The 26,746-nt window shown below is 69.5% G+C and carries 23 protein-coding genes and 1 pseudogene; 10 read left to right on the forward strand and 14 right to left on the reverse strand.

The features are described from left to right. Positions 1-202: 202 nt before the first annotated feature. Positions 203-1,468 carry an ABC transporter permease gene (locus EPL03_RS11125; RefSeq protein ID WP_135829377.1) on the reverse strand — a complete coding sequence of 422 codons (1,266 nt, stop codon included), beginning with the start codon at positions 1,466-1,468 and terminating at the stop codon, positions 203-205. Positions 1,469-1,651: 183 nt separating this feature from the next. Here EPL03_RS11125 and EPL03_RS11130 point away from each other — a divergent pair, with 183 nt between their 5' ends. After that, entirely contained in the window at positions 1,652-3,196 is a 1,545-nt protein-coding gene (locus EPL03_RS11130) for an HTTM domain-containing protein (RefSeq protein ID WP_244605252.1), read from the forward strand. Positions 3,197-3,252: 56 nt separating this feature from the next. Here EPL03_RS11130 and EPL03_RS11135 read toward each other — a convergent pair whose 3' ends face one another. Together EPL03_RS11135 and EPL03_RS11140 are read right to left on the reverse strand one after the other, a co-directional pair. After that, complete coding sequence (locus EPL03_RS11135; RefSeq protein WP_135829378.1) at positions 3,253-4,014, reverse strand: creatininase family protein; 762 nt, start codon at positions 4,012-4,014, stop codon at positions 3,253-3,255. 94 nt (positions 4,015-4,108) lie between these two features. Next, a complete protein-coding gene (locus EPL03_RS11140) occupies positions 4,109-5,272 on the reverse strand; it encodes a tubulin/FtsZ family protein (RefSeq protein ID WP_135829379.1) in 1,164 nt (387 codons plus the stop codon). Positions 5,273-5,600: 328 nt separating this feature from the next. On the opposite strand from EPL03_RS11140, the gene trmY reads away from it, so the two are divergent. The 3 genes and pseudogenes from trmY to icd all read left to right on the forward strand — a co-directional run bounded on the left by trmY (position 5,601) and on the right by icd (position 8,402). Continuing rightward, positions 5,601-6,197 (forward strand): tRNA (pseudouridine(54)-N(1))-methyltransferase TrmY, encoded by a 597-nt coding sequence (gene trmY, locus EPL03_RS11145; RefSeq protein WP_135829380.1) that lies wholly within the window; start codon positions 5,601-5,603, stop codon positions 6,195-6,197. A gap of 51 nt (positions 6,198-6,248) precedes the next feature. Beyond that, positions 6,249-7,003, forward strand: a pseudogene (locus EPL03_RS11150) (hypothetical protein). 136 nt (positions 7,004-7,139) lie between these two features. Continuing rightward, on the forward strand, positions 7,140-8,402 hold the full coding sequence (gene icd / locus EPL03_RS11155; RefSeq protein ID WP_135829381.1) for an isocitrate dehydrogenase (NADP(+)): 1,263 nt from the start codon (positions 7,140-7,142) through the stop codon (positions 8,400-8,402). 127 nt (positions 8,403-8,529) lie between these two features. Here the strand turns inward: icd and EPL03_RS11160 are convergent, their stop codons facing one another. Both EPL03_RS11160 and EPL03_RS11165 read right to left on the reverse strand, forming a co-directional pair. After that, entirely contained in the window at positions 8,530-10,077 is a 1,548-nt protein-coding gene (locus tag EPL03_RS11160; RefSeq protein WP_135829382.1) for an ABC transporter permease, read from the reverse strand. 99 nt (positions 10,078-10,176) lie between these two features. Then, positions 10,177-10,515, reverse strand: a complete 339-nt coding sequence (locus EPL03_RS11165) for a cupin domain-containing protein (protein WP_135829383.1) — start codon at positions 10,513-10,515, stop codon at positions 10,177-10,179. 170 nt (positions 10,516-10,685) lie between these two features. Between EPL03_RS11165 and EPL03_RS11170 the strand changes: the two genes are divergently transcribed. Beyond that, positions 10,686-11,216 (forward strand): DUF5817 domain-containing protein, encoded by a 531-nt coding sequence (locus EPL03_RS11170; protein WP_135829384.1) that lies wholly within the window; start codon positions 10,686-10,688, stop codon positions 11,214-11,216. Positions 11,217-11,652: 436 nt separating this feature from the next. Beyond that, positions 11,653-11,976 (forward strand): hypothetical protein, encoded by a 324-nt coding sequence (locus tag EPL03_RS11175; RefSeq protein WP_135829385.1) that lies wholly within the window; start codon positions 11,653-11,655, stop codon positions 11,974-11,976. A 43-nt stretch (positions 11,977-12,019) separates the two neighbouring features. Here the strand turns inward: EPL03_RS11175 and EPL03_RS11180 are convergent, their stop codons facing one another. Both EPL03_RS11180 and EPL03_RS11185 read right to left on the reverse strand, forming a co-directional pair. Continuing rightward, complete coding sequence (locus EPL03_RS11180; protein ID WP_135829386.1) at positions 12,020-12,529, reverse strand: type II toxin-antitoxin system death-on-curing family toxin; 510 nt, start codon at positions 12,527-12,529, stop codon at positions 12,020-12,022. 53 nt (positions 12,530-12,582) lie between these two features. Then, positions 12,583-13,560: a ribose 1,5-bisphosphate isomerase gene (locus tag EPL03_RS11185; protein WP_135829387.1), complete on the reverse strand. Its 978-nt coding sequence runs from the start codon at positions 13,558-13,560 to the stop codon at positions 12,583-12,585. A gap of 723 nt (positions 13,561-14,283) precedes the next feature. Here EPL03_RS11185 and EPL03_RS11190 point away from each other — a divergent pair. The 3 genes from EPL03_RS11190 (at position 14,284) to EPL03_RS11200 (ending at position 18,352) form a co-directional block, all read left to right on the forward strand. Continuing rightward, on the forward strand, positions 14,284-15,657 hold the full coding sequence (locus EPL03_RS11190; RefSeq protein WP_135829388.1) for a M28 family metallopeptidase: 1,374 nt from the start codon (positions 14,284-14,286) through the stop codon (positions 15,655-15,657). Positions 15,658-15,745: 88 nt separating this feature from the next. Continuing rightward, a complete protein-coding gene (gene nucS / locus EPL03_RS11195; protein ID WP_135829389.1) occupies positions 15,746-16,579 on the forward strand; it encodes an endonuclease NucS in 834 nt (277 codons plus the stop codon). A gap of 120 nt (positions 16,580-16,699) precedes the next feature. Further along, on the forward strand, positions 16,700-18,352 hold the full coding sequence (locus EPL03_RS11200; protein WP_168216241.1) for a potassium channel family protein: 1,653 nt from the start codon (positions 16,700-16,702) through the stop codon (positions 18,350-18,352). Positions 18,353-18,849: 497 nt separating this feature from the next. Here EPL03_RS11200 and EPL03_RS11210 read toward each other — a convergent pair whose 3' ends face one another. Beyond that, entirely contained in the window at positions 18,850-19,377 is a 528-nt protein-coding gene (locus tag EPL03_RS11210) for a P-loop nucleotide/nucleoside kinase family protein (protein ID WP_135829390.1), read from the reverse strand. A 216-nt stretch (positions 19,378-19,593) separates the two neighbouring features. On the opposite strand from EPL03_RS11210, the gene EPL03_RS11215 reads away from it, so the two are divergent. Then, positions 19,594-20,514, forward strand: coding sequence for a glycosyltransferase family 2 protein (locus EPL03_RS11215; RefSeq protein WP_135829391.1), 921 nt, complete (start codon positions 19,594-19,596; stop codon positions 20,512-20,514). Positions 20,515-20,520: 6 nt separating this feature from the next. On the opposite strand, the gene EPL03_RS11220 is transcribed toward EPL03_RS11215, so the two are convergent. The 6 genes from EPL03_RS11220 to EPL03_RS11245 form a co-directional block, all read right to left on the reverse strand. Further along, positions 20,521-21,240, reverse strand: coding sequence for a hypothetical protein (locus tag EPL03_RS11220; protein WP_135829392.1), 720 nt, complete (start codon positions 21,238-21,240; stop codon positions 20,521-20,523). Positions 21,241-21,381: 141 nt separating this feature from the next. Further along, the gene (locus EPL03_RS11225) at positions 21,382-22,476 is read right to left on the reverse strand and encodes a GNAT family N-acetyltransferase (RefSeq protein WP_135829393.1); all 1,095 of its coding nucleotides are present in this window, start codon (positions 22,474-22,476) and stop codon (positions 21,382-21,384) included. A 271-nt stretch (positions 22,477-22,747) separates the two neighbouring features. Next, positions 22,748-23,779, reverse strand: coding sequence for an ABC transporter ATP-binding protein (locus tag EPL03_RS11230; protein ID WP_135829394.1), 1,032 nt, complete (start codon positions 23,777-23,779; stop codon positions 22,748-22,750). Further along, positions 23,772-24,809, reverse strand: coding sequence for an ABC transporter ATP-binding protein (locus EPL03_RS11235; protein ID WP_135829395.1), 1,038 nt, complete (start codon positions 24,807-24,809; stop codon positions 23,772-23,774). The genes EPL03_RS11230 and EPL03_RS11235 overlap by 8 nt, the downstream gene beginning before the upstream one ends. Continuing rightward, on the reverse strand, positions 24,806-25,732 hold the full coding sequence (locus tag EPL03_RS11240) for an ABC transporter permease (protein WP_135829396.1): 927 nt from the start codon (positions 25,730-25,732) through the stop codon (positions 24,806-24,808). The genes EPL03_RS11235 and EPL03_RS11240 overlap by 4 nt, the downstream gene beginning before the upstream one ends. A gap of 3 nt (positions 25,733-25,735) precedes the next feature. Then, positions 25,736-26,740 (reverse strand): ABC transporter permease, encoded by a 1,005-nt coding sequence (locus EPL03_RS11245; protein WP_135829397.1) that lies wholly within the window; start codon positions 26,738-26,740, stop codon positions 25,736-25,738. Positions 26,741-26,746 lie beyond the last annotated feature (6 nt).

A 26,746-nucleotide genomic window follows, 5' to 3' on the forward strand; every position in this document is an offset into this window, starting at 1 on the left:
CCGTCGGGAGGGACCGTCGCGGCCGAGGCCGGACGCACTGGTCTCGACGGGGGTTGTGGCGGGACGGTCTTTGTTATCCGCCGGTTAGTCGACGCGCACGCTCGACGCACCGCGCCCCGCTCCCGGCGCGGCGTCGTTACCGTCACGGGCCGCGAGTCAATCCGAGCTTTCCCAGCCGGAACGGCCGACTGCGTGGGTCGTCTCACTCGTGGCGCAGGGCGTCGATGGGGTCGGTGTGGGCCGCGTCCCACGCGGGGTAGAGGCCGGCGAGCACCCCCACGGCGACGCCGACGACCACCGCCGCGCCGAACCAGACCGGACGGAACGCCAGCGGGAGGCCGATGGCGCGCGCGCCGAGGAAGGCGGCTCCGAGGCCGACGAGCGCGCCCAGCGCCGAGCCGAGCACGCCCAGCACGACCGCCTCGACGAGGAACAACTGGAGGACGTCGCGGTTCTGCGCGCCCACCGCCTTCATGATGCCGATCTCGCGGGTGCGCTCGGCGACCGACACCAGCATGATGTTGGCGATGCCGATGGCCCCGACCACCAGCGAGATGACCGCGATGCCCGAGATGTAGGCGGTGAACGTGCCGGTCAGCTGCTCGATCTGGCTCACGATCTGGTCCTGGGTGGTGACCTCGAACTGGTAGTTGTTCGACTTGAGCTGGCGGGCGTCCGAGCGCTCGCCGAGGTAGCTGAACACCCGGCCCTGCACCGCGTCGACCTGCCCCGTGGAGGTGGCGGTCACGAGGACGCGACCGTAGACGAGCTGGCGCGTCCGGAGGTTCGGGCTCAACACCGTTCGCTCGTAGTAGGGGTCGGTCGGCGCGTAAATCTGGGGCTGCTCGCCGTCGCCCTGGATGCCGAGGACGCTCCCGTCGTCCTGGGTCTCGACGACGCCGACCACCGTGGCGTTCAGCACCTCGTCGTTGGCCGCGCGGGTGAACGAGACGGTCTCGCCCACCGAGAGGTTGTCGGCGAACATCCCCGTGGCCGGGCGGTTTATCACCACCTCGCGTTCGCCCGTCCGATACGGGCGACCCTCCGCGAAGTCGAGGTTCCGCACTCGAAAGTAGCCCGGCGACGAGACCGTGATCCACTGCCTGCCGACCGAGGAGTTGTTGAAACTGGCCGACGATGCCGCGATGCCGCTCTCGGGCGCGGCGACCTCGACGCCGCGAAGCTCGCGTATCTGGTCCACGTCGTGCTGGGTGAACACGACCGGCCCGCCGCCACCGCCCAGCGACGGGAGCTGGCTGTCGCCCGGCGACTGGGCGGTCACGTACATCGTGGCGGCGTTGCCCCCGGCCACGGTGCTGATGATGTCCTGCTGGAGGCTCGCCCCGAGCGTGACGAACGTGATGACCGCCGCGACGCCGATGATGACCCCCAGCGTCGTCAGCGTCGAGCGGAGCTTGTGTTCGCGGACGTTGCGCCAACTGATGCGTACGCCTTCGAGAACGTCCATGTGTCCCCCGACCCCGTCCCCGTGGCGCGACCGACGGGAGCGAGCCCCAAAAATCCCCGAACCGAAACGAGCCGTTTCGGCTCGCCCGGCGTCGCGAGTCGACGAGCGGGACGGGCCCGCGGGACCAGCAGCCGAGGACGCCTTTCGCTGGGTTTACAAGACGCTCGCGGAAAGCACTCGCCGATGACCCTCCGTGACGCCGCCGACCGGCTCCGGGCGCGAGTCGGGGGCGCGCTGGCCCGCCGGCTGAGCGTCGATCCGCGCGCGCTGGCCGCCGTTCGCGTCTCGGTCGGCTTGCTCCTGGTCGCGGACCTCGCCATCCGGGCGGGCCACCTCACCGCGTTCTACACCGACGCCGGCGTGATGCCCCGAGCGCTGGTCCGGGACCTCTATCCCGGGCTGGCGGCGCTGTCGCTCCACGCCCTCTCCGGGGCGGCGTGGTTCCAGGGCGTCCTGTTCGTCCTCGCGGGCGCGGCCGCGGTGGCGCTCGCGCTCGGCTACCGCACTCGGCTGGCGACCGCCGCGTCGCTCGTCCTGCTGGTGTCGCTACACGCGCGTAACCCGTTGATACTGAACGGCGGCGACTCCGTCCTCCGACGACTGCTGTTCTGGGGCCTGTTCCTCCCGCTGGGCCGCCGGTGGTCTGTCGACGCGCTCCGAAGGGAGGGCGGGTCGGCGAGTCGGGACGAAACCACTCGCCGCGTCGCGAGCGTGGCGTCTGCGGCCCTGCTCGTGCAGGTGGTCGTGGTGTACGCCGCAAACGGGCTGTTCAAGCTCCGCGGGGACAGGTGGCTCGCGGGCGAGGGGAGCCGAATCGCGCTCGGCCTCGACCAGTTGACCACCGGCCTCGGAAGCGCGCTCGCCGACTTCCCGGCCCTGCTCGGACTGGTCGACCGGCTCTGGCTCGGCCTGCTGGTGACCAGCGTGTTGCTCGTGGTGCTGACCGGCTGGGCGCGGGCGCTCTTCGCCGGGCTGTTCGTCGGGATGCACCTCGGGATGGCGGCGACGCTCAACCTCGGGGTCTTCCCGCTGGTGTCGGCCGCCGGACTGCTCGCGTTCCTGCCGCCGACGTTCTGGGACGCCGCCGAGCGACTGTGGGCCGCCCACGGGAGCCGGCGACTCGACTTCGGCAGGGTGCTCGCCGGGGCCGACCGGCTGCTGCCGGGACCGGTTCGCGTCGAGTGGCCGGGGGCGGGAACTGTCGCGTCCGGCCTCCGAACCGGGTGGTCGACCGCCAAGCCGGGCGTCGTGGGCGGCCTGCTCGCGCTCGTCCTGCTGTGGAACGCCGCCACGCTGGGCTACGCCGGGATGCCCGACGCGGTGTCCGAGACGGTCGACCCCGAGGACTACCGGTGGGACATGTTCGCGCCCGAACCCCGGTCGGACGACGGCTGGTACGTGGTGGTCGGCAACCTGACCACGGGCGAGACCCGCGACCCGCTCCGGGGCGGCGAACTCCGGTGGGACCGCCCGCCGAACGTGGCCGCGACCTACCCCGACGTGCGGTGGTACAAGTACCTCGTGGAGCTCCAGCGCGGGCAGGCCGACCGGCTCGGGCCGGCGTTCGGCGACTACCTCTGTCGGGAGTGGAACGCGGACCACGGGACCCAGCTGGAGAATCTGACCGCCTACTACGTCGAGGAACGGGTCCGACTCGACGAGCCCGAGACCACCGAGCGCGTCGAGTTGTTCCGGTACGCCTGCTCGGAGGGCCTCGCGGAGTCGTGAGGAACCCTGCGGTCGCCGACGACACTCGACGGTCGCTCCAGCGGTCCGGGCGGGGATTACGAAATCGCCTCGCGCTCGGCCCGGATTTTCTCGGCGTACGCCTCCGCCACGCCGTCGAGAATCGCCTCCCCGGCCTCGGGCGTCGCCTCGCGCGGGTCGCCCAGGACGCCGGTGTCCGTGATGGCCTCGAACCCCTCGCTGAGCAGGCGGGACACGGATATCTCGCCCTCGTGGCCGACGTCGAGTTCGTCGGTCCGCACCAGCCCCTCGTCGACGGCCATGACGACGGCCGTCTCCACGGCTCCGGCGTGGATTACGTCCTCCTGATACGCCACGCCGCCCGCGCGGAGTCCCTCGTTCTGTAGCGCCATGAGTTCGTCGAGGTCGGCGAGCGCGAGGACGTTGGCGTCTATCTCCCGCGCTATCTCGGGCGCGACCGTGTTGACCGGCGCGAAGTTCCCGCCGTGGGTCGGCACGAGCGCGACGTGCTCGAAGCCGTGTTCGTCCAGCGACCGGCAGTACGACCGAATCAGGTCCATCAGGGTCTCGGGCGGTATCGTGATGGTGCCGGGGAACTCCATGTGGTGGCCCGAACAGCCGGGTCGAATCGTGGGGGCGGCCAGCGCGTCCCCGAGTTCCTCGGCGATGCGCCGGGCGAGTTCGTCGCCCGCGAGCGTGTCCATGACGAGTGGAAGGTGCGGCCCGTGCTGCTCGATTGCGCCGACGGCCACGACTGCGGTCCGCGTCCCTTCGTCCAGTTCCGCCTCCACTTCCGGCCACGTTCGCTCGGCTAACCGGACGGACGTATTGGATTTCATACTCGTATCCGGCTTGCAGTCGTCGGAACTTAACGCTTCGTCGGGCGTGGGACGGATTGTCTAGGCACGCGGCGAAGGTCGACGGATTCCGGGTTCAGAACAGCGCTTCCAGTTCCTCGGCCTCGTCGTGAACCAGTTGCTCCAGCCGGTCGTCGCTCTCCTCGCGGGCGTTCGCGATGTCGTCCTGGGCCTCGACCGCGACCTCCTGGAGCTCCTTGATTCGCGGGACGTCCGTGACGCCCGACAGCAGGGTGACGGCCGCGACCTCGCCGGTCCCGGCGGTCGGGTAGTCGCCGCCCCGGACCTCCATCGAGGCGGTCTCGTTCTCCAGCCACTTGCGCCCCTTCTCGACACCCTTCCGGTTCAGGTACTCCGAGGGACCCTTCACGACCACCAGCGAGCGGTCGGTGCTGCGGACCTCGCACGGCAGGGTGAGTCGGCCCAGCGCGGCCTTGCGCACCAGACTCGTGATGCGGTTGGTGGTCTCGGTGGCGTCGAGGTCGTCCTCGGAAAATCGTCCGAGCAGCCCGCCGGTCGCCGGGTCGACGCCCTCGTGAGCGTACCCGACGGTCGAGACGCCGCCGCACGCGAGCGTGTTGATTATCTCGCTGGAGTCGACCACGCTCTCGGCGACCCCGCCGTCCCCGTCTATCTCGCCGGCCGAGAACAGCACCCCGAACCGGCGGACGATCTCCTCGTTGATGCGGTCGTAGCCGCCCCGGACCGACTCGCCCGTCTCACGCCACGCGTCGTTGTCGAACACGAGCAGGTTGTCGACCTCGTCGACGAAGGTCTTGAACGAGCGGGCGGCGTTCAGCGTGTAGATGCCGCCTTCGTCCTCGGCGGGCAACACGCCCAGGCCGTAGACGGGTTCGGTGTAGATGCGCTTCAAGTGGTTCGCGAGGACGGGCGCGCCGCCCGACCCCGTGCCCCCGCCCATCCCCGCGACCACGAGGAAGGCGTCTATCTCGTGGACCGGCACCTCGTCGAGCGCGCCCTGTATCTCGCCGATGTCCGCCTCGGCGATTTCCGCGCCCAGCTCGTTGTCCGCGCCCACGCCGTGGCCCTTCACGCGGGCCTGTCCGACGAGAACGCGGTTGCGCTCGGGGACGTGTTCGAGTCCCGCGAGGTCGGCCTTCGCGGTGTTGACCGCGACCGCCGACTGGACCACGTCACAGCCGGTCCCCCTGTCGAACTCGACGAATTTGTCGACTATCTTGCCGCCAGCTTGCCCGAAGCCTATCATTGCGAGCTTCATTCTTGGAGCCTCCCTGAGGCCGATGTACGGCAGTTACCCGACGACTGACCGCGCGTCGCGCCGGGCCTATCGGCTGTACTCCCACACCTAGGCCGACACTCACATTGTTATGCGGCGGCAACTCGGGTTTCAGGCGCGGCCACACGAGTTCGGAGACGGTCGGGAAGTGGATTGCCGAGCAGTCAAGCACGGTCTGTAGCGGGCGGCGTTCCGAGGCACGAGGTCTCCCCCAGCGGAAATCCAGCGGACGCGAATCGAACCGGACGACCCGTAGTTCGCCACACGCGGTTCCGACGCGCGTATTACCCTTCCGACCCTCGCCCGACGCATGCGCCAGTTCATCGTCCTCGGCCACGACGCGCCCACGACGCCCGAGTTCTCGCTCGACGACCTCGCGGGCGGCGCGGGTCGGCTCGACGTGCTGTGTCGGTGCGTCAACTCCGCGTTCTTCCTCTCGCACGACCTCCGCGAGGACGTGCGGGTCCACCTCGTGTTACGGGACCAACTCACCGTCCGGTTCGAGGGGGCCGAGCTTCGCCACCTCAACCCCGACGAGCGAAGCACGGCCGCCCTGATTCGGGGCGCGCTCGAAGCAAAGGACGAAGCTATCGGCCACGTGGCGGCCGAGAGTTCGCCGGGCGTCGCCCTCTCGAAGCGCGGGTTCGAGCCGGTGCTGGACGAGGCGGCGAGCGAGGGAACTGTCGTCGAACTCCACGAGGACGGCGACCCCGTGGTGGAGGTCGAACCGCCCGAGAACCCCGTCTTCGTGCTGTCGGACCACGACGACTTCCGGGAGTGCGAGGCCGACCTGCTGGCCGACGTCGCCGACGAGCGCGTGCGGCTCGGGCCGGAACGGCTCCACGCCGACCACGCGATTACCGTGGCGAACAACTACCTCGACACCGAGGGGTTCGCGCGTTACTGACCCGCGAGCGAAGCGACTACGTGCGTCCTCCCCGCAGTTCGAGGCGACGACATGTCTTCGCTCACCGACGACCCGAGAGAGATAGACCGCTGGAGCGACGGCGTGGGCTGGCTGGCCCATCCCGAGGAGGACGCGAAGCGAGCCAGCCACGCGATTCGGGGCGCGGACGGCGGCGTCTGGCTGTTCGACCCGGTCGACGCGCCGGAAGACGAGGTCTTCCGAGGTCTGCTTCGCATCCGCTCAGCAGACCGCCGGGCGTCGACGACCTCGTGGCCGACCTCGGCGACGTCGCGGGCGTCGCGGTGCTGTCGAACTACCACGCCCGCGACGCCGGCCGAATCGCCGACCGTCACGACGTGCCGGTGTACCTCCCGGAGTGGACGAACCGGGTGGCCGACCGGCTCGCGGCCGACGTCCGGGTCGAGCGCTTCGCGGCCGAACTGGGCGATTCGGGCTTCCGGGTCCGGGGCGGGACCGCACTCCCCGGGTGGCGCGAGTCGGTCGCGTACCGGCCCGCCGACGGGACGCTGTACGTCCCGGACCTGCTCGGGACCGCCTCGACCTACACCGTCGGCGACGAGCGCCTCGCGGTCTACGTCTTCCGGCGGCCGATGCCGCCCCGCGACCGGTTGGCCGGCCTCGCTCCCGAGCGCGTCCTCGTCGGGCACGGGACGGGCGTGTTCGCGGATGCTTCGGACGCGCTCTCGCGGGCGCTCGACCGAGCGCGAGCCGGGTTTCCGCGAGCCCTCCGGGAGAACGGACCGACCCAGCTCCGACTGCTCGCCGAGGGTGCGGTGGAGTTGTAGCGAGTCGCGCGGACGCGTCGTCGACTCGACGCCGGGGCGTCTCGCGCAGCGTCTACTAGGAATTTAAGGGAAATTATGGCGCACAGAGCGCGAAACGGTAGGCCTTTTATCCCTCTCCCTCCCAGTTTCGGACGTCATGAGCTACGACAAGGTCGACGTCCCGGAAGACGGGACGAAGATTACCGCCGTAGACCCGGAGAACGACGAACTCGACGTGCCCGAAGACCCAATCGTCCCCATCATCCACGGGGACGGCATCGGCGAGGACGTCGGACCCGCAGCCCAGAAAGTCCTCCAGAAGGCCGCCGAGGCGACGGGACGAGAGATTCACTGGATGCGACTGTACGCCGGTGAGAGCGCCCGAGAGAAGTACGACGAGAACCTGCCCGAGGAGACGGTCGAGGCCATCCGCGAGCACCGCGTCGCCATCAAGGGCCCGCTCACGACCCCCGTGGGCGCCGGCTTCCGCTCGCTCAACGTCGCGCTCCGCAAGCGACTCGACCTCTACGCCAACGTCCGGCCGACCTACCACCTCGACGGCGTCCCCTCGCCGGTCAAGGAGCCCGAGCAGATGGACATGGTCACGTTCCGGGAGAACACCGAGGACGTGTACGCCGGCATCGAGTGGGAGGAGGGCACCGACGAGGTCGAGCAGGTCCGGGAGTTCGTCGAGGACGAGATGGGCTTCGACCAGACCATCCACGAGGGCGCGGTCGGCATCGGCGTCAAGCCCATCACCGAGTTCGGCACCAAGCGCCTCGTCCGGAAGGCCATCGAGTACGCGCTCGAAAACGACCGCGACTCGGTCACGCTGGTCCACAAGGGCAACATCATGAAGTTCACCGAGGGCCAGTTCCGCGACTGGGGCTACGAGGTGGCCGAGGAGGAGTACGGCGACGAGGTCATCACCGAGGACACCCTCTGGGAGGAGCAGGACGGCGAGCAGCCCGACGACGCGGTGGTCGTCAACGACCGCATCGCCGACAACATGCTCCAGCAGCTGCTGACCCGCACCGAGAACTACGACGTGCTGGCGATGCCCAACCTCAACGGCGACTACCTCAGCGACTCGGCCGGCGCGCAGATCGGCGGGCTGGGCATCGCGCCCGGCGCGAACTTCGGTGACGGCCGCGTGCTGGCCGAGCCGGTCCACGGTTCGGCACCCAAGTACGCCGGTCAGGACAAGGTCAACCCCTCCGCGATGATTCTGTCGGGGCGGCTCATGCTCGAATACATCGGCTGGGAGGACGCCTCCGAACTCGTCCGCGACGCGGTCGAGGCCACCATCTCCTCGAAGAAGGTGACCTACGACATCGAGCGCCAGATAGAGGGCGGCGAGAAGCTGGCGACCAGCGAGTTCGCCGACGAGGTCTGCGCGCACATCGAGGACCTCGCGTAGAGTCGGCCGTCGCCGCTTTTTCACCGGATTCGACGCTTCCGAGCGTCCCGATTCGCCCAACTCCTAGACGTTCGACAACCTACCACGGAGACGCGCCGGGGCGACCTCGACTGGTCGTCGGGTCGCGCTACCGGCCGGACGCCGTCTCGTTGCCCCGGCGTATCTCGATGGACTCGTCGTCGAAGATTTCGAGCGTGTCGAGTACCGTTCCGTTCTCGGCGACGCGCTGGACGACCATCGCCGGGTCGCGCTCGTCGCCGCCGTCGGTCGCGTTGGCGTCCGGAACCGATTCGCCGCGGAGGAACGCCCGCACCGCGTCCGACTCGTCGACCTCGACCACGTCGCTCGACTCCGCGTCGACGAACGCGATGTACGCGATGCCGCTGCTGTCCTCCGGAACGACGCGGACCTCCCAGTACAGCGTCCCGTCGACCACGACCGGAATCGGCTCGGACGGGACGAACCGGTTCCAGTCCGTGGTCCGGGCGGCCTGCCTGACGTAGTCGGTCGCCTTTCGCGGCCCGAACAGCGACTGCTCGGGCGAGTACCGGCTGTACTCGCCGGTCCGACCGTCGACGGTCCAGACCTCCTTCAGGCCTTGCGCGTCGCCGTACGGTTCGACTGCGACGAGAAGCTCCGGACCGTCCTCGGTGAACACCGCGAACGGCTGGTCGTTGTTGTCGCCGGGGACGGGCGCGAGTTCGATCTCGTCTTCGTGGCTGGTGAACGTGTTGAGGATGCCGTTGCGGTACTTCGTGCTGGCGACTCGCTGTCGGGCGAGCGAGAAGGGGTAGAGCTTCTGCTCGTCGAGGACGGGGTGGGCTCGCGCCGCGGACGGTGAGAGGTCCTCGACGTTGCCGTCCTCGTCGACGAGGACGACGCCGCCCCACTCGGGCGTCGTGTACGGGAGTGGAGTCCAGTGGAACGTCGGTTTCGTGTACGGGACCGCGACGTACTGCTCGTCGTCGTGAACGACCATGAAGGGGTCCTGGTAGTTCACGAGGAACTCGCCGTTCTTGATGACGTGCCACTTGTAGTTGTTGTAAAACGAGGTCCCGATGCCCTTCTCGAGGTCCCCGGTGAACGTCTTCGTCCGGGTGTTCTGTCTCGTCATGTCGACCATGACGGTGCCGTGCTGTTGCTTCGTGAAGTGGTTCCACGTCCCGTCCGGGGCGAGCGCGTACGACCAGTGTGGCGTGCCGTTGTGGACGGTGATGTCGCTCCCGGCGAGTCGGTACTGGGGGAAGTTCAGCGTGTTCGAGGCGTATCGCTGGGAGACGCTCTGGGTGACGATGCGGGGCCTGTCGGCGTCGACCTCCGACAGGTTCGACGTCTCCGTCGCGTCCACCATGGTTCGCGTGCCGAGCGTCTCGTCGGCGAGGAGACCGCCGACGCCCGACCCGACGATCAGAATCGCGACGAACGTCACGCCGGCGGCGTTGACCCCTACCGGAACGCCGCTACGAACGAGCGCGAGGTAAATCAGTGCGGTGACGACCACGGCCACGACGACTATCGGCGTCGAGTACACCAGATAGACGAGTCCTTGGAGCCACGGCCGGAAGTACCACGCCGCGGCGGCCACGAGCGCGACCAGCAGGACCGCCCCTATCGTGGCGCTTCGGCCATCGACGGTGTCGGGGAGTCTCCAGTCGGTGTCGGTGTCTTCGGGCATCGCTGTCTCGGAAGATGGGTCGTCTCCCGTGAGTTTCTTTCGCTTCGCCGCACATTTCCGTCTTGAAAGGTCGAACGGCCGGGAGACGAACCGGACCCGTCAGTCCTGCCAGTCCGGGTCGGTCCGGGGCGGGCTGAAGACGTCCAGCCCTTCCACGGGAACGTCGCCGCGATTCTCGGCGGCGTGGGGTTCGTCGCTCGGAATCGCGTAGGAATCGCCCGCGCTCACCGCGAACTCCTCGCCGTCGACGAGGAACGTCAGCGTCCCCTGCGTGACGTAGCCGGTCTGCTCGTGGTCGTGGCTGTGTTCGGGCACGGTCGCGCCGGGTTCGATGTCGAAGTGCTGGACGTTCATCCGCTCGGCCCCCGCGAGCATCGAGAGGTGGACGCCCTCGACGGCTTCGGTCGACTCCTCGGCGTCTTTGGGTACGACTTGCATGGTCGTCGGAGCCGACGGCGGGTACCCACCTAAAGCTTCGACTCTCGGAAGGGCTTACCGTGGCCGAGGGCGTTCGGGGATGCTCGCGGTTGCGGTGTCGGCCACGCGTCCGAACGCGTCCAACCACGCGAGTCCGAAGGTTCACGTACGAAAAGGCCGCACCGACGAGTATGTACGCCGTCGTGGGGTGTAGCGACTGCAACGCGCTCACCATCGTCGAGGGCCGACCCGAGACCACCCAGTGTCCCCGGTGTGGCAAGCGCCGGCAGTTCGAGAAACTCAAGACGTTCGTCGAGACCGACGACGCGGACCGCGCTCGCGAGGTGCGGGCGTCGATGCTGGCAAACAGGCAGGGCGAGGGCGACGCCTTCGCGGAGCTGGACTCGTTCGCGGAGATGGACGAACAGGTCGAGGCGGCGGTCGTCGCCGACGAGGAGTACCTGTCGTCGTCGGGCATCGACGCCGACGAGGTCGCGGCGGCCGCCGACCGCGCCGAGAACCGCTCGGCCAGCACGCGCGGCCAGTCCCGCGAGGAGACGGTCCGGGCGGCCCTGCGAGAACTCGACCGACCCACCGAGGACGAGGTGGTGGCGTACGCCGACGAGCGCGGCGTGCCCGCCGACTACGTCCGGCAGGCGCTCGACAAGCTGGTCCGGGCGGGCGAGGTCAGCGAGAGTCGCGGCCGCTATCGCTCGCTGTGAGGACGGGTGGGAGTAGCGACGTCGGGACGGAAAGTCGCGGGTAGGGGTTACGAGGGTCGGGGGCAGCACCCCGACCCGTGGATGACAGGGAGTCGCCTCCCCGCTGGCTGGTGGTGGCAGGCGGTCCACGAGCGGCTCGGCGGGGCCGGGCCGCGAGCGGTTGGAGATGTGGGGCTGGAGACCGAATCGAACCGGCCGCGGCCCCGGTCGAGCGGCGGAAGAGCGCAGTGCAGGAACGTCCACCCTCTCGGTCGGCCGCTCGTGGACCAGCTACTGCTACCGCCGCGACCGGCATAAAACTCACCAATCCGTGTGGTGAAAGTAAAAGTGGTCGGGACGCAGGCCCTCGCGGCGTCGCCGCGTCCGGACGCGGCGACCGGGAGACGTTCCGTAATCCGGTAGCCACAAGACCACGCGGTCACAACGTCCGGCAACGATGTCCCAGGCCGCGACGCTCGTCGGCTTCCTGCTCATCATCGCCGTCAACACTGTGGTAGCGTCGGTCGTCATCCGATTCTTCCGGCTCCGGCTCTCGACCCAGTGGGGCGCGGTGGTGTACACCGCCGTCGTCGTCCCGCTCGTGTTCGTCGCGACGACCATCCTGCTGTCGGGAGTCGTCGGCTTCGGCGGCGAGGGCGTCGGCGACAGGGGGACCGCGCTCGTGCTCGTCTGGCTCGTCCCGTTCACGCTCGCGGTGACCCTCGACGTGTTCTGGCTGCCGTCGCCCGACGAAGCCGAGACGCCCGAGCGGGCGAGGTGAGGAGTTCGGCGGTCGCGGCTCGCCGGACCGACGCTGTCCGGGGTTATTCGTCGGCGAGGGCGTCGTAGACGTCGCGGTGTTCCTCGCGGTCCCGCCGGGCGGTCGCGCGCAGTGTCTCCGGAAACGCGTCGCCGGACCCCTCGACGGGTTCAGCGGTCGTCCGCTCGGCGAGATACTCGACGACGCCGGACTCGTCGAGCAAGCCCTCGCGGACGCCGAGGAGTTTGAGCAGCAGTCGAACGTCGTCCCCGTAGTCGAAACGGTGTCCGTTCGCCGCCAAGAAGACCGTCGTGGCGTTGAGCGAAGTTCGCTTGTTGGCGTCCACGAACGGATGGGTCGCGGCGAGCAACCGCAGAAGGTGGAACCCCTTCTCGTGTACCGAGTCCGGCACGTCGCCGAAATGACCCCACTCGACGTACTCGAGTGCGAACGCCAACTGGTCTTCGTCACGGACGCCGGGTTCGCTGGTATCGTACTCGGCTACGATATCCTCGTGAATGTCGAGGAGGTCGGTGACGGTGGGATACCAGAACCCGTCGTCCGGTTCGGCCATCGGTTCCCCCGTTCTCCGCTGACTGAAAAGAAACTACCGGAGAGGTGACCGCCCTACTCCTCCCACGGCTCGCCGCCCTGCTGGTCGCCGAACAGTTCCCGCATCAGCGTCACGATGCTCTCGGGCGGGAACTGGCCGCGCTCGGTCACGATGGCGTCGACGTATCTGGGCGGGGTCACGTCGAACGCGGGGTTCTCGACGGTCAGGCCCCCGGCCGCGTCGCCGTCTATCTCCGACTCCTCGTCGGCGCTGAGCACCTCCCGTTCGTCGCGCATCTCTATCTCGACGGTGTGGCCGGTCATCGTGTCGGGGTGGAGCTTGAGCGTCTGGGCCGCGACCATGACGGGGACGCCCCGCTCGCGGGCGTTGACCGCGAGTCCCGAGGTGCCGATTTTGTTGACGACCGAGCCGTCGGCCGCGATGGAGTCCGCGCCCACGAGGACGTGGTCGGCGTCGTCGAGGTAGCGTCGGGCGGCGTTGTCCACGACGAGCGTGACCGGGACGTCCCACTCGCGCAACTGCCGGGCGGTGATGTGGCCCTGCTTGCGCGGCCGGGTCTCCTTGACGATGGCCCGAATCTCCTTGCCCTGGTCGAGCGCGGCCTCGACGCACGAGAGCGCGTCGGTCGAGTGACAGTGGGTCATCACGGTGTCGCCGTCCCTGAGCCGGTTCGCGCCGATTCGGCCGAGGTTGTCCTGGGCCTGGTCGAGTTCCCGCCGGAACTCGGCGGCGGTCGTCTCGACGCTCTGGCGCAGGTCGGCCACGCCGTCGCCCACCATCCCCCGGAGGACGTACCGCAGCGCGTTCGGCAGGCTGACCGCCGTGGGTCGAGTCTCGCGGAGGTGGCGGGCCGCCGCGCGCATCTCCGCCCGGAAGGCCTCGGGGTCGCCGGCGTCGCTCTCGGCGGCCTGCTCGTCGAGCGCTCCGGCCGCCGCGTCCGCGATGGTGGCCGCGCCCCGAATCTCCATCTCGGCGATGTCGTCGGCCACCGACGCCACGGTCGCGTGGACGTCGGGCTCGGTCTGGTCCATGCGCCGAGGTACGAACTGCGGGCGCAAAAGTCGTCTGGGTGCGGTCGAATGGACGTGTTCGGAGCCGACGAGTTCGAGTGTGACAGGCCTCGAACGCTCTCGGAGTGCTCTCCAGCGATACAATCACTGCAACCTCCTCGAAAGCCCTCGGCGCGCTCGCCCGGCCGGGACTCGCTGCGCTCCTCGGCCGCCGGCCTGCGGTGCTTGCGTCGTCCGGGCCGGACCGACCCCGCCTCGCCCTTTCAGTCCGCCGAGGTGGTGGCTGTGTCACCGGCCGAACCCGACGTTTCCACGCCGTGGCGCGACTACCGAGCCTCCCAGTCCGGCGCGTGCTGGCGCGACCTCGTGTCGCGCCAAACGCGCGAGGGATGAGGACCGCAGCGAAGCGAGGACCGCAATCGGTTGGGGAGGCCTGTGGCTCGCGGTCGCCGGTCGGGTGCGACTGAAAGGGGCCGCCCGGTCGCGCACCGCGTGGTCGTCTCTGGCGGCTCTATCTGCGGCGGGCAGTGCGGAGAGCCGCAGATATCCGCCAGAGCGACCGCGAGCGGGCGGGGGCTTTCGGGGATAACTTCGCAGTGTGGTCGGGTGCTGTGCAAAGCGAGCGGGCGGAGACTTTCCACATTCACCTCACTACGAGTAGCACGATTACAGCAGAAACTCCAACGACGTCGTTCGGTTCCGCCACCCACACCTTCTTTGTCGTCGCCCGACCACCCACGGAGCATGACCGAGGTACCCGAGGCGGTCGTCGGCGACGCCTACACCAGCACGTTCGCGTGGGAGACGCTCGAATCGCTCGTGGAGGTCGGCAACCGGATGGCCGGGCAAGACGGCGAGCGCGAGGGCGCGGCGGTCGTCGCCGACGCCTTCGCGGACGCGGGCCTGCGCGAGGTCGAGACGAACGAGTTCGAGGTTCCCGGCTGGTGGCGCGGGTCGTCGTCGCTGACCCTCGACGACCCCCACGCCCGCACCTTCGAGGCCGACCACGAGGTCATCGCGCTACCGGGCACGCCCGCCGGCGAGGTCTCGGGCGACGTGGTCGACGTGGGCTACGGCACCAGCCAGGAGTTCGAGGCCGCCGACGTCGAGGGGAAGGTGGCGATGGCCTCCAGCGAGACGCCCGAGGACCACGACCGGTGGCTCCACCGGATGGAGAAGTACGTCGCGGCCGCCGAGGCCGGCGCGGTCGGGTTCGTGTTCCGCAACCACGTCGAGGGGTGTCTGCCGCCGACCGGCGAGGTGGGGTATCACAACCGGCCGGGACCGATTCCGGCGGTCGGCGTCTCCAAGGAGGTCGGAGCCAGACTCGCGCGCTACTGCGGGGACGACGAGGCTCACGCCACGCTGTCGGTCGACTGTCGGAACGAGCCGACGACCTCACGGAACGTCGAGGCCGTGGTCGGGCCGGACGGCGACGTTCCGGAGGTTCTGGTCACCGCGCACGTCGACGCCCACGACGTCGCGGAGGGGGCCAACGACAACGGCGCGGGGTCGGCGCTGGTCGCGGAGGTCGGCCGCCTGCTCGCCCGCGTCGCCGAGGACCTCGACGCGCGCGTCCGACTCGTCACGTTCGGCTCGGAGGAAATCGGCCTCTGGGGCGCGTACCACTGGGCCGACAGCCACGACCTCGACGCGGTGAAGGCGGTCGTGAACGTCGACGGTGCCGGGGGGTCGCGGAACCTCGGCATCGGCGCGAACGAGTTCGACGACCTCGCGGCGGCGTTCGAGGACGCGACCGACGCGCTCGGCGTGCCCCTCTCGCGACACGACACCATCAGCCCGCACGGCGACCAGTGGGCGTTCGTCCAGGAGGGCGTCCCGGCCGTGATGGCCCACGCCGAGTCCGAGGGGACCGGTCGCGGCTGGGGCCACACCCACGCCGACACGATCGACAAGCTCGACCCCCGAGACCTCCGGGCCATGGCGGCCGCGCTGACGGCGTGCGTGTTCGAACTCGCGGACGCGGACCGCGAGTTGTCCCACCGGTCCCGCGAGCAAGTGCGGGACAGCATCGACGACGGCTACGTCGAGGAACTCAAGCGCGGCGGTCGGTGGCCCTACGACGAGGACCCCCGAACGGGCGCGGACGGGGAGTGAAAGTCGAGTCCCCGCGCTCGCTGGCGTTCGAGTTGCACACCGACGAATCCGCTACCTTTTTGCTCCGTTGCTGACCACCGGGCAACGAATGGTCGTCGAGCAACTCGACGCGCCCGGCCCGGAGACCGTGGTCGAGGCCGCCAAGGCCGCGTTCCGGGACGGCGCGATGCTGACGGTGCAGGCTCGCTGCGAGGTCGAGTACGAGGGCCGGACCTCGGGGTATCTGGGGCCGGGCGACCGGATTCTGGTCGCCAAGCCCGACGGCACCTTCCTCGTCCACCAGCCCACCGGCCACAAGCCGGTCAACTGGATGCCGGGCGGCGGGACCGTCTCGCCGCGCCTGAGCGAGGGCGGCGCGGCGCGTAGCGACGCGGGCGAATCGAGCGGCGACGAGTCGAGAGTCGCCGTCCTGCTCGCCCGCCGCACCAATCCGACCGAGCGCGTCGAGGCCCGGATTCTGGAGGCCCACGGGCTCACGCGGTTCGACGCCACCGACGGCGCGACCTACGAGGAGTCGGGCACCGAGGCCGAGATGCACGAGTACATCGAGCGCAACCCCGACGCGCTGGAGGCGGGGCTCCGCATCGTCGAACACGAGCGCGAGACCACGTACGGCTTCGTCGACTTCTTCGCGCGCGACGAGTCGGGCACGCCGGTCGTCGTCGAGGTCAAGCGCATCCAGGCCACGCTGAACCACTTCGACCAGCTCCGGCGGTACGTCTCGCTGTACGCCGACGGCGAGGCGTCGGGCGAGGGCGGCGCGAGCGTCGAGGACGGCGAGGTTCGCGGGATGCTCGTCGCGCCCTCGGCCTCCGAGCGCGTCAAGCGGGCGCTCCGGGACGCGGGACTGGAGTTCGTCGCGCTGCCGGAGTTCGAGACCGACGCCAGGGGGTCGACCGAGGCGAAGCTGACCGACTTCTGAGCGCCCGGACCGTACGGCGGTCGGCCCCGCGGGCCGGTCACACCACTCTTGGCGGTCGCGGCCGTACTTCGAGGAAATGTGCGAGCGGAGTGACAATCGGGTCCGGGGACCGGACCGCGCATGAACGCCGACTGGCTCCACGAGAACCCGCTCCTCCCGTGGCTGACCCGACGCCAGCGAATCGTGGTGGCGTGGGGTGCGGTCGTCGTCCTGATAGTCCTCGGCTACTCGGTGCTGTACAACTACGGGATGCGGACGCTCGAAGGCGAGACCCACTCCATCTTCCGGTCGTTCCAGACCGTCGTGGAGACGATGACCACGACCGGCTACGGCGCGGACTCGCCGTGGGACACCCCGATGATGAACGTCTTCGTCGCGTTCATGCAGTTGACCGGCGTGTTCATCGGGTTCGCCACGCTCCGGGTGCTGGTCATCCCGCTGTTCGAGCGCGCGCCGCTCGACCTCAGCGACCGGCTGACCGCCAAGGACGACCACGTCGTCGTCGCGGAGTACCGGCAGGACACCGAGGTACTCCTGGACGAACTGCGGCGACTCGGCGTCGACTACGTGCTGATAGAGTCCGAAGTCGAGGAGGCCAAGCGCCTCTCGGACGACGGCTATCAGGCCATCCACGGCGACCCGACCGACGACGGGACGCTCGACCGCGCCGGCATCGACGACGCGAGCACGCTCGTCACCGACGCCGGCGACGACAACGTCGACGTCGTCCTGACCGCGCTCCGGCACAACGACGCGCTCGAAGTCGTCGCCCTCACCGACTCGCCCGCTCACGAGGAGGCGCTGCGCGACGTCGGGGCCGACCGAGTCGTCTCGCCCCACGCGCTCATCGGCCGTCGGCTCGGCCAGAAGGCCAACGCGTGGGCCGACCCGCCCCAGCCCGACGACGCCGCGCTGGGCGACGTCCGGATTCGGGAGGTGCTGGTTCGTCGCACCAGCCCGCTCGCCGGGACCAGAATCGCCGACACCGCGATCGCCGACCACCCGGACCTGACGCTGCTGGCGGCGTGGCTCGACGGCGACCTCCGGCTCCCGCCCGACCCGGCCGAGCGAGTCACGCCCAACGCGGTGCTGCTCGTGGCCGGGCCGCGGGCGGCCATCGACGACGTCCAGAGCCACGCGGCGGGCGTCCGACCGCCGCTCCGCCACTCGAACGTCGTCGTCGCGGGCATGGGGACCGGCGGCCGGGCGGCCGTCGACGCGCTGTCCGACGAGGTCGACGTCACCACCATCGACGTCGAGGAGAAGCGGGGCGTCGACGTGGTCGGCGACGTCAGAGACGCCGAGCCGTTCGAGACGGCCGACGTCGAGGAGGCCAGCGGGCTCGTCGTGACCGTCGACGACGATTCGAGCGCGCTGCTCGCCATCGCCATCGTCCGCACCCTCACCGACGACATCGACGTCCTCGCGCGCGTGAACGACGCGGACAAGCCACCGAGCGCGTTCGACGCCGGGGCCGACTACGTGCTCTCCATCCAGCGGGTCAGCGCCCGGCTGTTGGCCCGCGAGATACGCGACGAGGACGTGCTCACGCCGGCCGCCCAGCTCCGTCTCGTCCGGGTGCCGGCCGACGAGTTCGCGGGCCAGCGGTTGCGCGACGTCCAGCCGGGACCCGAGGCCGGCTACGTGTTCGTGGGCGTCCAGCGGGCCGATTCAGTGGTGACCGACGGGACCACGGAAATCGAGGCCGCCGACCGACTCGTCGTCGCGGGCACGGACGCCACGGTCCGGGAGTTCGAGCGCGAACTGGCGTGAGTTGGTCGTCGTTCGGTTGCGGGGCGGTGGCTGTGCGGTGGTGCGGTTGCGGGGCGGCGGCTGTGCGGTGGTGCGGTTGCGAGGCGGTGGCTGTGCGGTGGTGCGGTTGCGGGGCGGTGGCTGTGCGGTGGTGCGGTTGCGGGGCGGTGGCTGTGCGGTGGTGCGGTTGCGGGGCGGTGGTGCGGTTGCGGGGCAGTGGCTGTGCGGTTCTCATCGGCCTCGGCGGCAGCTAGCTTCGTGGCACAGTCTTCGCCGGTCGGCGTCGAGACACGGGAGGACTCCCGTCGAATCCTCGGGGAAACCGCGTCCGCACAGCCACTGCACGGCAACCGACTGCACAGCCACCGCACGGCAACCGACCGCACAGCCACCGCAGGAGCATCCCCAGCACAGTCAGCACACAGCACTCCGACCCGCACGGAAACCCGCAGCACGCCAATCCCAACACTGCAATCCGAAGCGCGACTGGCAGAAAGAACCCCGAAGGAGGGACGCGCTCAGAACCGCTCGGCGACCTGCCGGGTGGTCTCCTCGATACCGTCGGAGTTGTCGACCGCGACGTGGTCGGCCGCGATGGGGTCGAACCGCTCGCGGAACATGGCGTGGACCTCGAAGTCGGCGTCGGACTCGTCGCCCTCCCGCCTTCGGATGCGCTCGCGCACCACGTCCTCGTCGCACTCGACTTTCACCAGCCGGAAGTCGGCGTCCAGCGACTCGGAGAGTTCGAGCGCGCGGTCGCGGTGAGCGGCGTCCTTGAACGTGCCGTCGAGGACGACGCTCCGACCGCCCTCGACGGTCTCGCGCGCCCGGTCGAACAGTTCGGCGTACACCCGCCGGGACTCCGCGGGCGTGTAGTCGGGGTCCGAGAACAGGTCCTTGCGAACCACGTCGGTCCGGACGATTCGACCGTCGACTCGGTCGGCCACGTCCTCGGCCACGGTCGTCTTGCCGACGCCCGGCAGCCCGCAGACCACCACCACGGTCGGCGTCGTCGCCCGCGAGTCGAGGGCGTCGGTCTCAGACATTCACATCACCGTCCGGCCCTCGACGGTCGTCCGGTCCTCGCGGTTCGGCCACCCCTCGGCGCTTCGTTGCCGCGCAGGTCGTGGTCATCGCAACTACTGTAACCCACGAAGCCAACGACATATCAAAGTAGTGTCTCGGGTCGGCCCGTCGTCCCCGGGTCCGACCGGCCACCGCGACTTTTCCGCGCCGAGTCGTACGACAGTCGAACCCGCGACATGCTGGGGAACTCCGACGCCGACGAACTGGTCTCCGTGGTGGTGCCGACCTACCGGCGCAACGAGCGCCTGCGAGAGACGCTCGACAGCGTCGCGGCCCAGTCGTACGACCCGATAGAGGTCGTCGTGGTCGACGGGAGCGACGACGACCGCGCCCGGCCGGTCGTCGCCGAGTTCCCGGACGCGACGTACGTCTCCCAGCCCTACGACGACGAGGGGCCACAGGCCGCCCGGAGCCTCGGCGTCGAGCGCGCGGGCGGGCGGTACGTCCAGTTGCTCGACGACGACGACAGGCTCGCGCCCTCGAAGATCGCCAGACAGGTCGAGTTGCTCGACCCGCCGGTCGGGGTGGTCTACTGCGGGATGGTCGACGAGGACCGGGGCGAGATTCGACCCCATCCCGAGGTCCGGGGGAACGTACTCGACCGCGCGCTGGAGATGCGAACCTTCCCCTGCATCACCTCCACGATGCTGGTCGACCGCGACGTGCTCGACCGAGTTCACCCGTTTCGACACCGCCACGGGGCCGACGACACCGGGCTGAAGGTCGACCTCGCGCTGGCGACCCGGTTCGAGTTCGTCGACGAGCCGCTGGTCGTCCGGGGGCGGCCCGACTCGTCGCTGTCGGACTCGTGGGCCTACCTCCGGGGCCGCGAGCGCGTGGTGGAGACGTTCGACGCGCTCTACGACCGGTTCCCCGACCGGGTGCGCCGGCGCGCGGTCCGGGAGACCCACGCGCAGGTCGGCCGGAAACTCCTCGACGAGCGGGGCTGGTCGCCCCGGGCCACGGCCGCGTTCGCCCGCGCGGCCCGGCTGACCCCCGACGAGCGGGCGTACCACCTCGGGCTCAGTGTCGGGTCGGCACTGGGCCGTCCGGGCGTGGCGGCGGTCGACCGGCTGTTCGGCCGCGACGGGACGTGACGACCCTCACAGCGAGACCTCGGCGAGGTCGGCGTCGAGGTCGGCCACGTACTCGTTGAACGCCGCCACGAACTCGGGGACGTCCTCGACCAGCGCGCGCACGTCGCGAGCCGAGGGCTGGGCGTACTGCGAGAGCAGGTAGATGCCGCCCTCGCCGCCGACCCGGAGGTACGACGCGCTCGCGTCCTCCCACTTGAGTTCCCACCGCGACCCCGCGACGCGGGTGGCGAACGTGCCGTAGTCGTCGCCCTCGTATCGGGCGAGTTCGCGGGCCATCCGGTCGGCCGCCTCGCGGACGCGGCCGAGGACGCGCTCGCGCTCGGCCACGACCGACTCGGTCGAGGCGACCTCGGGGAAGTCGGTCGGCGCGTCGTCGAGGACCCCGGCCAGCGACTCGACGTAGCGATTGAACGCCGCCACGAACGCGTCGTAGTCTTCGAGCGCGGCGTCGAGTTCCTCGGGGTCGGGCGGCCGCTGGGTCGAGACGACGTAGGTGTCGGCTCGTCGGCCCTCGAACCGGAGGTACTGGATGTCGCCGCCCTCGTACTTGAGCGTCCACTCGCCGGCGTCGGTCTCGAAGGTGCGCTCGCCGTAGTCGCCCCCGTGGAGGCGCGCGAGTTCGCGGGCGATTCGACCCGCGTGGTCGCGGAGTCGTTCGACCGCCTCGTCCCGGCGCTCCGCGGCGTCCTCGGTCGATTCGACGTCGGTCGCGAACTCCCCGGTCACTGTCGGGCGGAGGACCGCGAGGGGGTTAACCACTGCGAATCGTCGCCCGCGGAGGTCGTCCAGCCATCGGTTCCCGGAACCCCTCGGGACGCCCCGAACCCCCGCGGGGGCGTCCGGGGAAAACCACGGTGCGGGCGAGGGCTACCGCGTGTCGCGCTCGGCCAGCGCGAGCCGCCAACTGTCGTCGTCGGTCAGCCGCCGGTCGCCGAACGTCCAGTCGGACGCCTCGCCCAGCGGGCGGACCGCCATGACCGTCACGTCGCTGACCGCCGACAGCGGCGGGACGTCGTCGCGCAAGAACCCGTGACGGGACATGAGTCCGGCCGGCGCAGTTCCGGCGCTCGCGGCGAGCAACGCGGAGTCGGCGAACGCCTCGGTGACCCGCGAGAGCAGTGCCGAGAACGGCCCCCGGCGGTCGCGCCCGCAGAGGGGCAACACGTCACAGAGCGTGGTGACGGTGACGCCGTCGGTCGCGCGCGTACCCGTCACGACGGCCGCGACGGGCCGGCCCGCCTCGCGAGCGACGAACGTCTCGTACTCCCAGTCGGGGTTCGCGAACCGCCACTCGAAGAACGTCCGGTTCCGGCGGGCGTGGAGCCGACCCGGGACGGTCCGGCGGGCCACCGCGAGCAGGTCATCGACCGGAACCTCGGCGTGGCGCGAGACGGTGACGCCCGCGGCCGACGGGCGCTGTCGGCCCGCGAGCTGGTCGCGGGCCTTCGTGATTCGCTCGACGGCGGCGGGCATCGCGCGGCCCACCGTCGAGAGCGAGTCGGAGCCCGCCAGCGCGCCCACGGGGTCGTTGACGCGGTAGTAGGTCGGCACGGGGCCGACGACCCGCCAGCCGAGCTTCCGGTTGCCCGACAGCGTCGCCGAGTTCGGGAAGTTGAAGCAGAACTCGGGCTCGCGGTCGGCGTATCGGTCCAGCCCGAGCCGGGTCATCCGCGTGAACAGCCCCTGCCGCCGGTGGTCGGGGTCGACCATCGTGTCGGCGGGCTGGAGCGCCAGTGCCGTGCGGTCGTCGGCCCGCACCGCCAGCGGGAAGAACGACCTGGCACCGACCAACCGGCCGTCGAGCGTCGCGACCACGACCGGGACCTCGTCGAGGTACGGGTTCTCGGCGTACTTCCAGTCGAACCAGTCGTCGGAGCCGTCCCGGCCGAACACGCGCTCGTACAGGTCGAGGAACGCCTCGCGGTCCCCGCGTTCGAACGGTCGGACCCGGTAGTCGGCCATCGGGAATCACCGCTCGGGGCGGACCGGTTCGGGGGAAGACGACCGACGCGCCGTGGAACTCCTCGCGGACTTCGGGTCCAGTGGATGGCGGAGACGTCGCATGCGTGGACCGACGACCTCGCCCGTGACTAAAGCTAGCCACCGTTCAGACGGTTTCGGATGTCAGCCGGCGTCTGAACTCGTATAATGGCGTCCTACGCTCGCGGAAGGGCCGCCGTTAGCCGGACGACGCGACGCCGACTTCGGCGCGGCCGCGCCGGAGCGCGAGGCCCTACTCGGGCGTGGTCTCGTCGGCTCGCTCGACCACCGGGTGAAGGCAGGCGGCTTCCCGGCCCGAATCGATGGCTTCGAGTTCGGGCTCGCGCTCGCGACACTCCTCGGTCGCGTACTTGCACCGGGGGTGGAACCGACAGCCGGACGGCAGGTCGACCGGGTCGGGCACGTCCCCGCTGATGTCGCTGCCCGCGTTGTCCTCGCCGACGCGGCCGGCGTCCGGGTCCGGCACCGGAACCGAGTTCAACAGCGCCTCCGTGTACGGGTGCGAGGGATTCTGGATGACCGACCGGGTGTCGCCGAGTTCCGCGATGGCACCCAGATACATGATGAGCGTCCTGTCGGCGAGGTAGTTGATGGTCGAGAGGTCGTGGGAGATGTACAGCATCGTGAAATTCCGCTCGGCCTGCAGCTTCTCGAAGAGGTGGAGTATCTCCGTGCGGATGCTGACGTCCAGCATCGAGACGGGCTCGTCGGCCACGATGAACTCCGGGTCGGTGACCAGCGCCCGCGCGATGCTGACCCGCTGGCGCTCCCCGCCCGAGAGTTCGGTCGGGAACTTGTCGAGGTACTGGTCGGCCGGGGTGAGCCCGGCGTCTTCGAGCGCCCGCACCGCGCGGGCAGACCGCTCCTCGGAGTCGCCGATGTCGTGGATGGTGAGCGGCTCCACGACGGTCTGGGACACCGTGAACCGCGGGTTGAGCGACTCGTAGGGGTTCTGGAAGATGATCTGGCAGTCCCGCCGGAAGTCCTTCCGCTCGGCGGCATCGTAGTCGACGATGTTCTCGTCCCTGAACCGAATCTCGCCACCGGTCGCCTCGCGCAACAGCACCAGCAGTTCGCCCAGCGTCGACTTCCCGCAGCCCGACTGGCCGGCCACGCCGAGTATCTCGCCCCGCTCGATGTCGAACGACACGTCGTCGACGGCCTTCAGGAACTGGTCCTCGCCGAGGAAGTCGAACAGGCCGCCGTCGTTCGACCGGTACCACTTCTGGAGGCCCCGAATCTCGAACAGCGGGTCGCTACTCATTGTACGCCCCCTCCGTTCGAACCGCCTGGTCGGCCGTCCACGTCTCGGCGCGCTCGCTGCGCTCGCGGAACTCCGGGGCCTGCGCCGTGTAGTGACACCGCGAGCGGTGGCGCTCGCCCACCGTCTCCTCCGGGGGTTCGGCTTCGCACTCGGGCGTCGCGAACGGGCACCGCTCGGTGAACCGACAGCCGGTCGGCGGGTCGACGAGGTTCGGCGGCGAGCCGGGGATGCTGACGAGTTCGTCCGCGCTCTCCTCGATGGACGGGAACGCGTTCATCAGCCCCATCGTGTACGGGTGGGCGCTCCGGTGGAAGACGTCGCTGGTCGGGCCGACCTCCACGAGTTCGCCGCCGTACATCACGGCGACCCGGTCGGCGATCTCGGCCACGACGCTGATGTCGTGGGTGATGAGCACGACCGCGCTGTCGAACGAGTTCTGGATGCGCTTGATGAGCTTGAGTATCTCCTCCTGCGTGACCACGTCCAGCCCGGTGGTCGGCTCGTCGGCGATGACGAGCTTCGGGTCGAGCACGAGCGCGAGCGCGATGACGACGCGCTGGCGCTGGCCCCCCGACAGCTCGTGGGGGTAGTCGCTGAGTCGGCTCCGGTCGATGCCCACGTCCTCGAGCATCTCCCCGGCCATCGAGCGCGCCTCGGCCTTCGAGACGTCCCGGTGGGTCCGGATGATCTCGACGAACTGGCTCCCGATAGGGTACACCGGGTCGAGCGTCGTCATCGCGTTCTGGATGATGTACGAGAGGTCCTCCCAGCGGATGGGCCGGAGCTCGGCTTCGGGGATGTCGATGAGGCTCCGGCCGTCGAACTGGATGTCGCCCTCGACCACGTCGCCGTTCTCGGGCAGCAGGTTGAGGATGGCCTTCATCAGGGTGGTCTTCCCGCAGCCGCTCTCGCCGACGACGCCGAGTATCTCGCCCGAGTCGACCGACACGTCGACGCCGTCGACGGCGCGAAGGGGTCCCTCGTCGGTGCCGTACTCCACGGACAGGTTTCGCGTTTCGAGCAGAGTCATAGCTTGAACCTCCCACTCTCGGGATTCGATAGCTCCTCGACGATCCGCGAGATGTAGAAGAACGACAGCACTAACAGCGTGATGCTGAATCCCGGCGGGATGACCCACCACCACGCCGAGCGAATCGCGCCGCTGGAGAAGGTGAGTTCGAGCATCGCGCCCCAGCTGGTGACCGCGGTCGCGCCGAGGCCGAGGAACGAGATGCCGGCTTCCAGGGCGATGGAGAACGCCACCACGATGGTCGTCTCGACCATGATGAGCGGGAGCAGGTTGGGCAGGATGTGGACGAACATGATGCGTTTGTCGCTCGCGCCCGCCGCCCTCGCGGACTTGACGAACGGTCGTTCGGCCAGCGAGAGCGTCTCCGACCGGATGACCCGGGCCATCGTGCGCCACAGGATGAGCACCATCGCGAGGATGACGTTCCACACCGAGGCCCCGAAGAACAGGACCAGGATGAGGATGAACGGCGTCGCCGGGATGCCGTAGAGGGTGTCGACGACCCGCATCAACACGAGGTCGGTCATCCCCTTGTAGTAGCCCGCGACGATGCCGACGGTCGTCCCGATGACCATCACCGAGAGCCCCGAGAGGACGCCCACCAGCAGCGAGATGCGGCTGCCGTACACCCACTGGCTGAACACGTCCCGCGCGAGGGTCGTGGTGCCGAACGGGTGGGCCATCGACGGCGGCTGGAGCGCCACCGGCTGGCCGGCCGTCAGGAACTCGCGGCTCGGGTCGTACGGCGCGATGACCGGCGCGAAGATGGCCAGCAGGCTGAAAAACGCCAGCACCAGCGCCGCGAGCATCGCGGGCCTGTCGTCCAGGAAGACTCTGAGCACTTCGCGGGCGCTACTCCGGTACCGGTCGAGCGCTATCTTCTGGGCCTTCGATAGCTGAATCGTACTGAGTATTGCCTTCATCGTTCACTCGCTCCCCGCGTTTGCTTGCTCGACCGCGACCCGGGGGTCGACGTACGCGGACAGCACGTCCGCGAGGAAGTTGAGCCCGATCACGATGGCCGCCAACATCAGGAACGAGAACTGGGCCAGCGGGTAGTCCTGGGCCAGCGTCGCCTGCCAGATGAGCCGACCGAGGCCGGGCCACGAGAACACCTTCTCGATGATGACCGAGCCGCCGATGGCGAACCCGAGCGACACCGCGGCGTAGTGCAACACCGGCAGCAGGGCGTTGCGCGCGGCGTGCCGATAGAGGATGGAGTACTCCGAGAGCCCGGCCGCCCGCATCATCTCGACGAAGTCCTCGCGGAGCACGTCGAGCAAGTTGTTGCGCATGGTGAGCGCCGGCACGCTCAGGAAGTACAGCGTCGTGACCGCGACCGGCAACACGAGGTGGTGCAGGAAGTCCATCGAGATGTAGTTGTCCCAGAACCCGTCGGCGACGAACGTGACCGAGTGGATGCCGCCGCTGGGCACCCAGCCGAGCCGGAACGAGAACAACATCAGGCCGAGCATCCCCGTCCAGAAGACGGGCGCGGCGTACATGATGAGGACGACGCCGACCCCGAAGACGTCGATGCGCGTGTCGCGCTTCCACGCGAGGAACGCGCCGATGACGACGCCGAGCACGTACGCGAGCGTGACCGAGGTCACCATCAGCACCAGCGTATTCACGAGCCGTCCGGAGATGATCTCGGTCACCGGGGAGCTGTACTGGAAGGAGTTCCCGAGGTTCATCGTCACGATGTTCTTGAGGTAGTAGACGTACTGGACGTGAAGCGGTTGGGTCAGGCCGTACTGGGCGGCCAGCTCCTGTCGGGCCTGCTGGGACATCTGGGGCGCGATGACCGACGTCGTCGGGTCGCCCGGCAGCAGGCGGAAGATGAGAAACAGGATGGTCGCCACTAGCCACAGCGAGACGAGCGACAGTCCCAGCCGCTTCAGGAGGTACTTCAGACGTTGAACGTTCATCTGTAG

The sequence above is a fragment of the Halorussus halobius genome, assembly GCF_004765805.1.
GTDB lineage: Archaea > Halobacteriota > Halobacteria > Halobacteriales > Haladaptataceae > Halorussus > Halorussus halobius.

What these genes read in the sequence shown, in the direction of transcription:
- EPL03_RS11125 (WP_135829377.1), bottom strand. Translation starts at nt 1,468, where the DNA reads ATGGACGTTCTCGAAGGCGTACGCATCAGTTGGCGCAACGTCCGCGAA.
- EPL03_RS11130 (WP_244605252.1), top strand. Translation starts at nt 1,652, where the DNA reads ATGACCCTCCGTGACGCCGCCGACCGGCTCCGGGCGCGAGTCGGGGGC.
- EPL03_RS11135 (WP_135829378.1), bottom strand. Translation starts at nt 4,014, where the DNA reads ATGAAATCCAATACGTCCGTCCGGTTAGCCGAGCGAACGTGGCCGGAA.
- EPL03_RS11140 (WP_135829379.1), bottom strand. Translation starts at nt 5,272, where the DNA reads ATGAAGCTCGCAATGATAGGCTTCGGGCAAGCTGGCGGCAAGATAGTC.
- trmY (WP_135829380.1), top strand. Translation starts at nt 5,601, where the DNA reads ATGCGCCAGTTCATCGTCCTCGGCCACGACGCGCCCACGACGCCCGAG.
- icd (WP_135829381.1), top strand. Translation starts at nt 7,140, where the DNA reads ATGAGCTACGACAAGGTCGACGTCCCGGAAGACGGGACGAAGATTACC.
- EPL03_RS11160 (WP_135829382.1), bottom strand. Translation starts at nt 10,077, where the DNA reads ATGCCCGAAGACACCGACACCGACTGGAGACTCCCCGACACCGTCGAT.
- EPL03_RS11165 (WP_135829383.1), bottom strand. Translation starts at nt 10,515, where the DNA reads ATGCAAGTCGTACCCAAAGACGCCGAGGAGTCGACCGAAGCCGTCGAG.
- EPL03_RS11170 (WP_135829384.1), top strand. Translation starts at nt 10,686, where the DNA reads ATGTACGCCGTCGTGGGGTGTAGCGACTGCAACGCGCTCACCATCGTC.
- EPL03_RS11175 (WP_135829385.1), top strand. Translation starts at nt 11,653, where the DNA reads ATGTCCCAGGCCGCGACGCTCGTCGGCTTCCTGCTCATCATCGCCGTC.
- EPL03_RS11180 (WP_135829386.1), bottom strand. Translation starts at nt 12,529, where the DNA reads ATGGCCGAACCGGACGACGGGTTCTGGTATCCCACCGTCACCGACCTC.
- EPL03_RS11185 (WP_135829387.1), bottom strand. Translation starts at nt 13,560, where the DNA reads ATGGACCAGACCGAGCCCGACGTCCACGCGACCGTGGCGTCGGTGGCC.
- EPL03_RS11190 (WP_135829388.1), top strand. Translation starts at nt 14,284, where the DNA reads ATGACCGAGGTACCCGAGGCGGTCGTCGGCGACGCCTACACCAGCACG.
- nucS (WP_135829389.1), top strand. Translation starts at nt 15,746, where the DNA reads ATGGTCGTCGAGCAACTCGACGCGCCCGGCCCGGAGACCGTGGTCGAG.
- EPL03_RS11200 (WP_168216241.1), top strand. Translation starts at nt 16,700, where the DNA reads ATGAACGCCGACTGGCTCCACGAGAACCCGCTCCTCCCGTGGCTGACC.
- EPL03_RS11210 (WP_135829390.1), bottom strand. Translation starts at nt 19,377, where the DNA reads ATGTCTGAGACCGACGCCCTCGACTCGCGGGCGACGACGCCGACCGTG.
- EPL03_RS11215 (WP_135829391.1), top strand. Translation starts at nt 19,594, where the DNA reads ATGCTGGGGAACTCCGACGCCGACGAACTGGTCTCCGTGGTGGTGCCG.
- EPL03_RS11225 (WP_135829393.1), bottom strand. Translation starts at nt 22,476, where the DNA reads ATGGCCGACTACCGGGTCCGACCGTTCGAACGCGGGGACCGCGAGGCG.
- EPL03_RS11230 (WP_135829394.1), bottom strand. Translation starts at nt 23,779, where the DNA reads ATGAGTAGCGACCCGCTGTTCGAGATTCGGGGCCTCCAGAAGTGGTAC.
- EPL03_RS11235 (WP_135829395.1), bottom strand. Translation starts at nt 24,809, where the DNA reads ATGACTCTGCTCGAAACGCGAAACCTGTCCGTGGAGTACGGCACCGAC.
- EPL03_RS11240 (WP_135829396.1), bottom strand. Translation starts at nt 25,732, where the DNA reads ATGAAGGCAATACTCAGTACGATTCAGCTATCGAAGGCCCAGAAGATA.
- EPL03_RS11245 (WP_135829397.1), bottom strand. Translation starts at nt 26,740, where the DNA reads ATGAACGTTCAACGTCTGAAGTACCTCCTGAAGCGGCTGGGACTGTCG.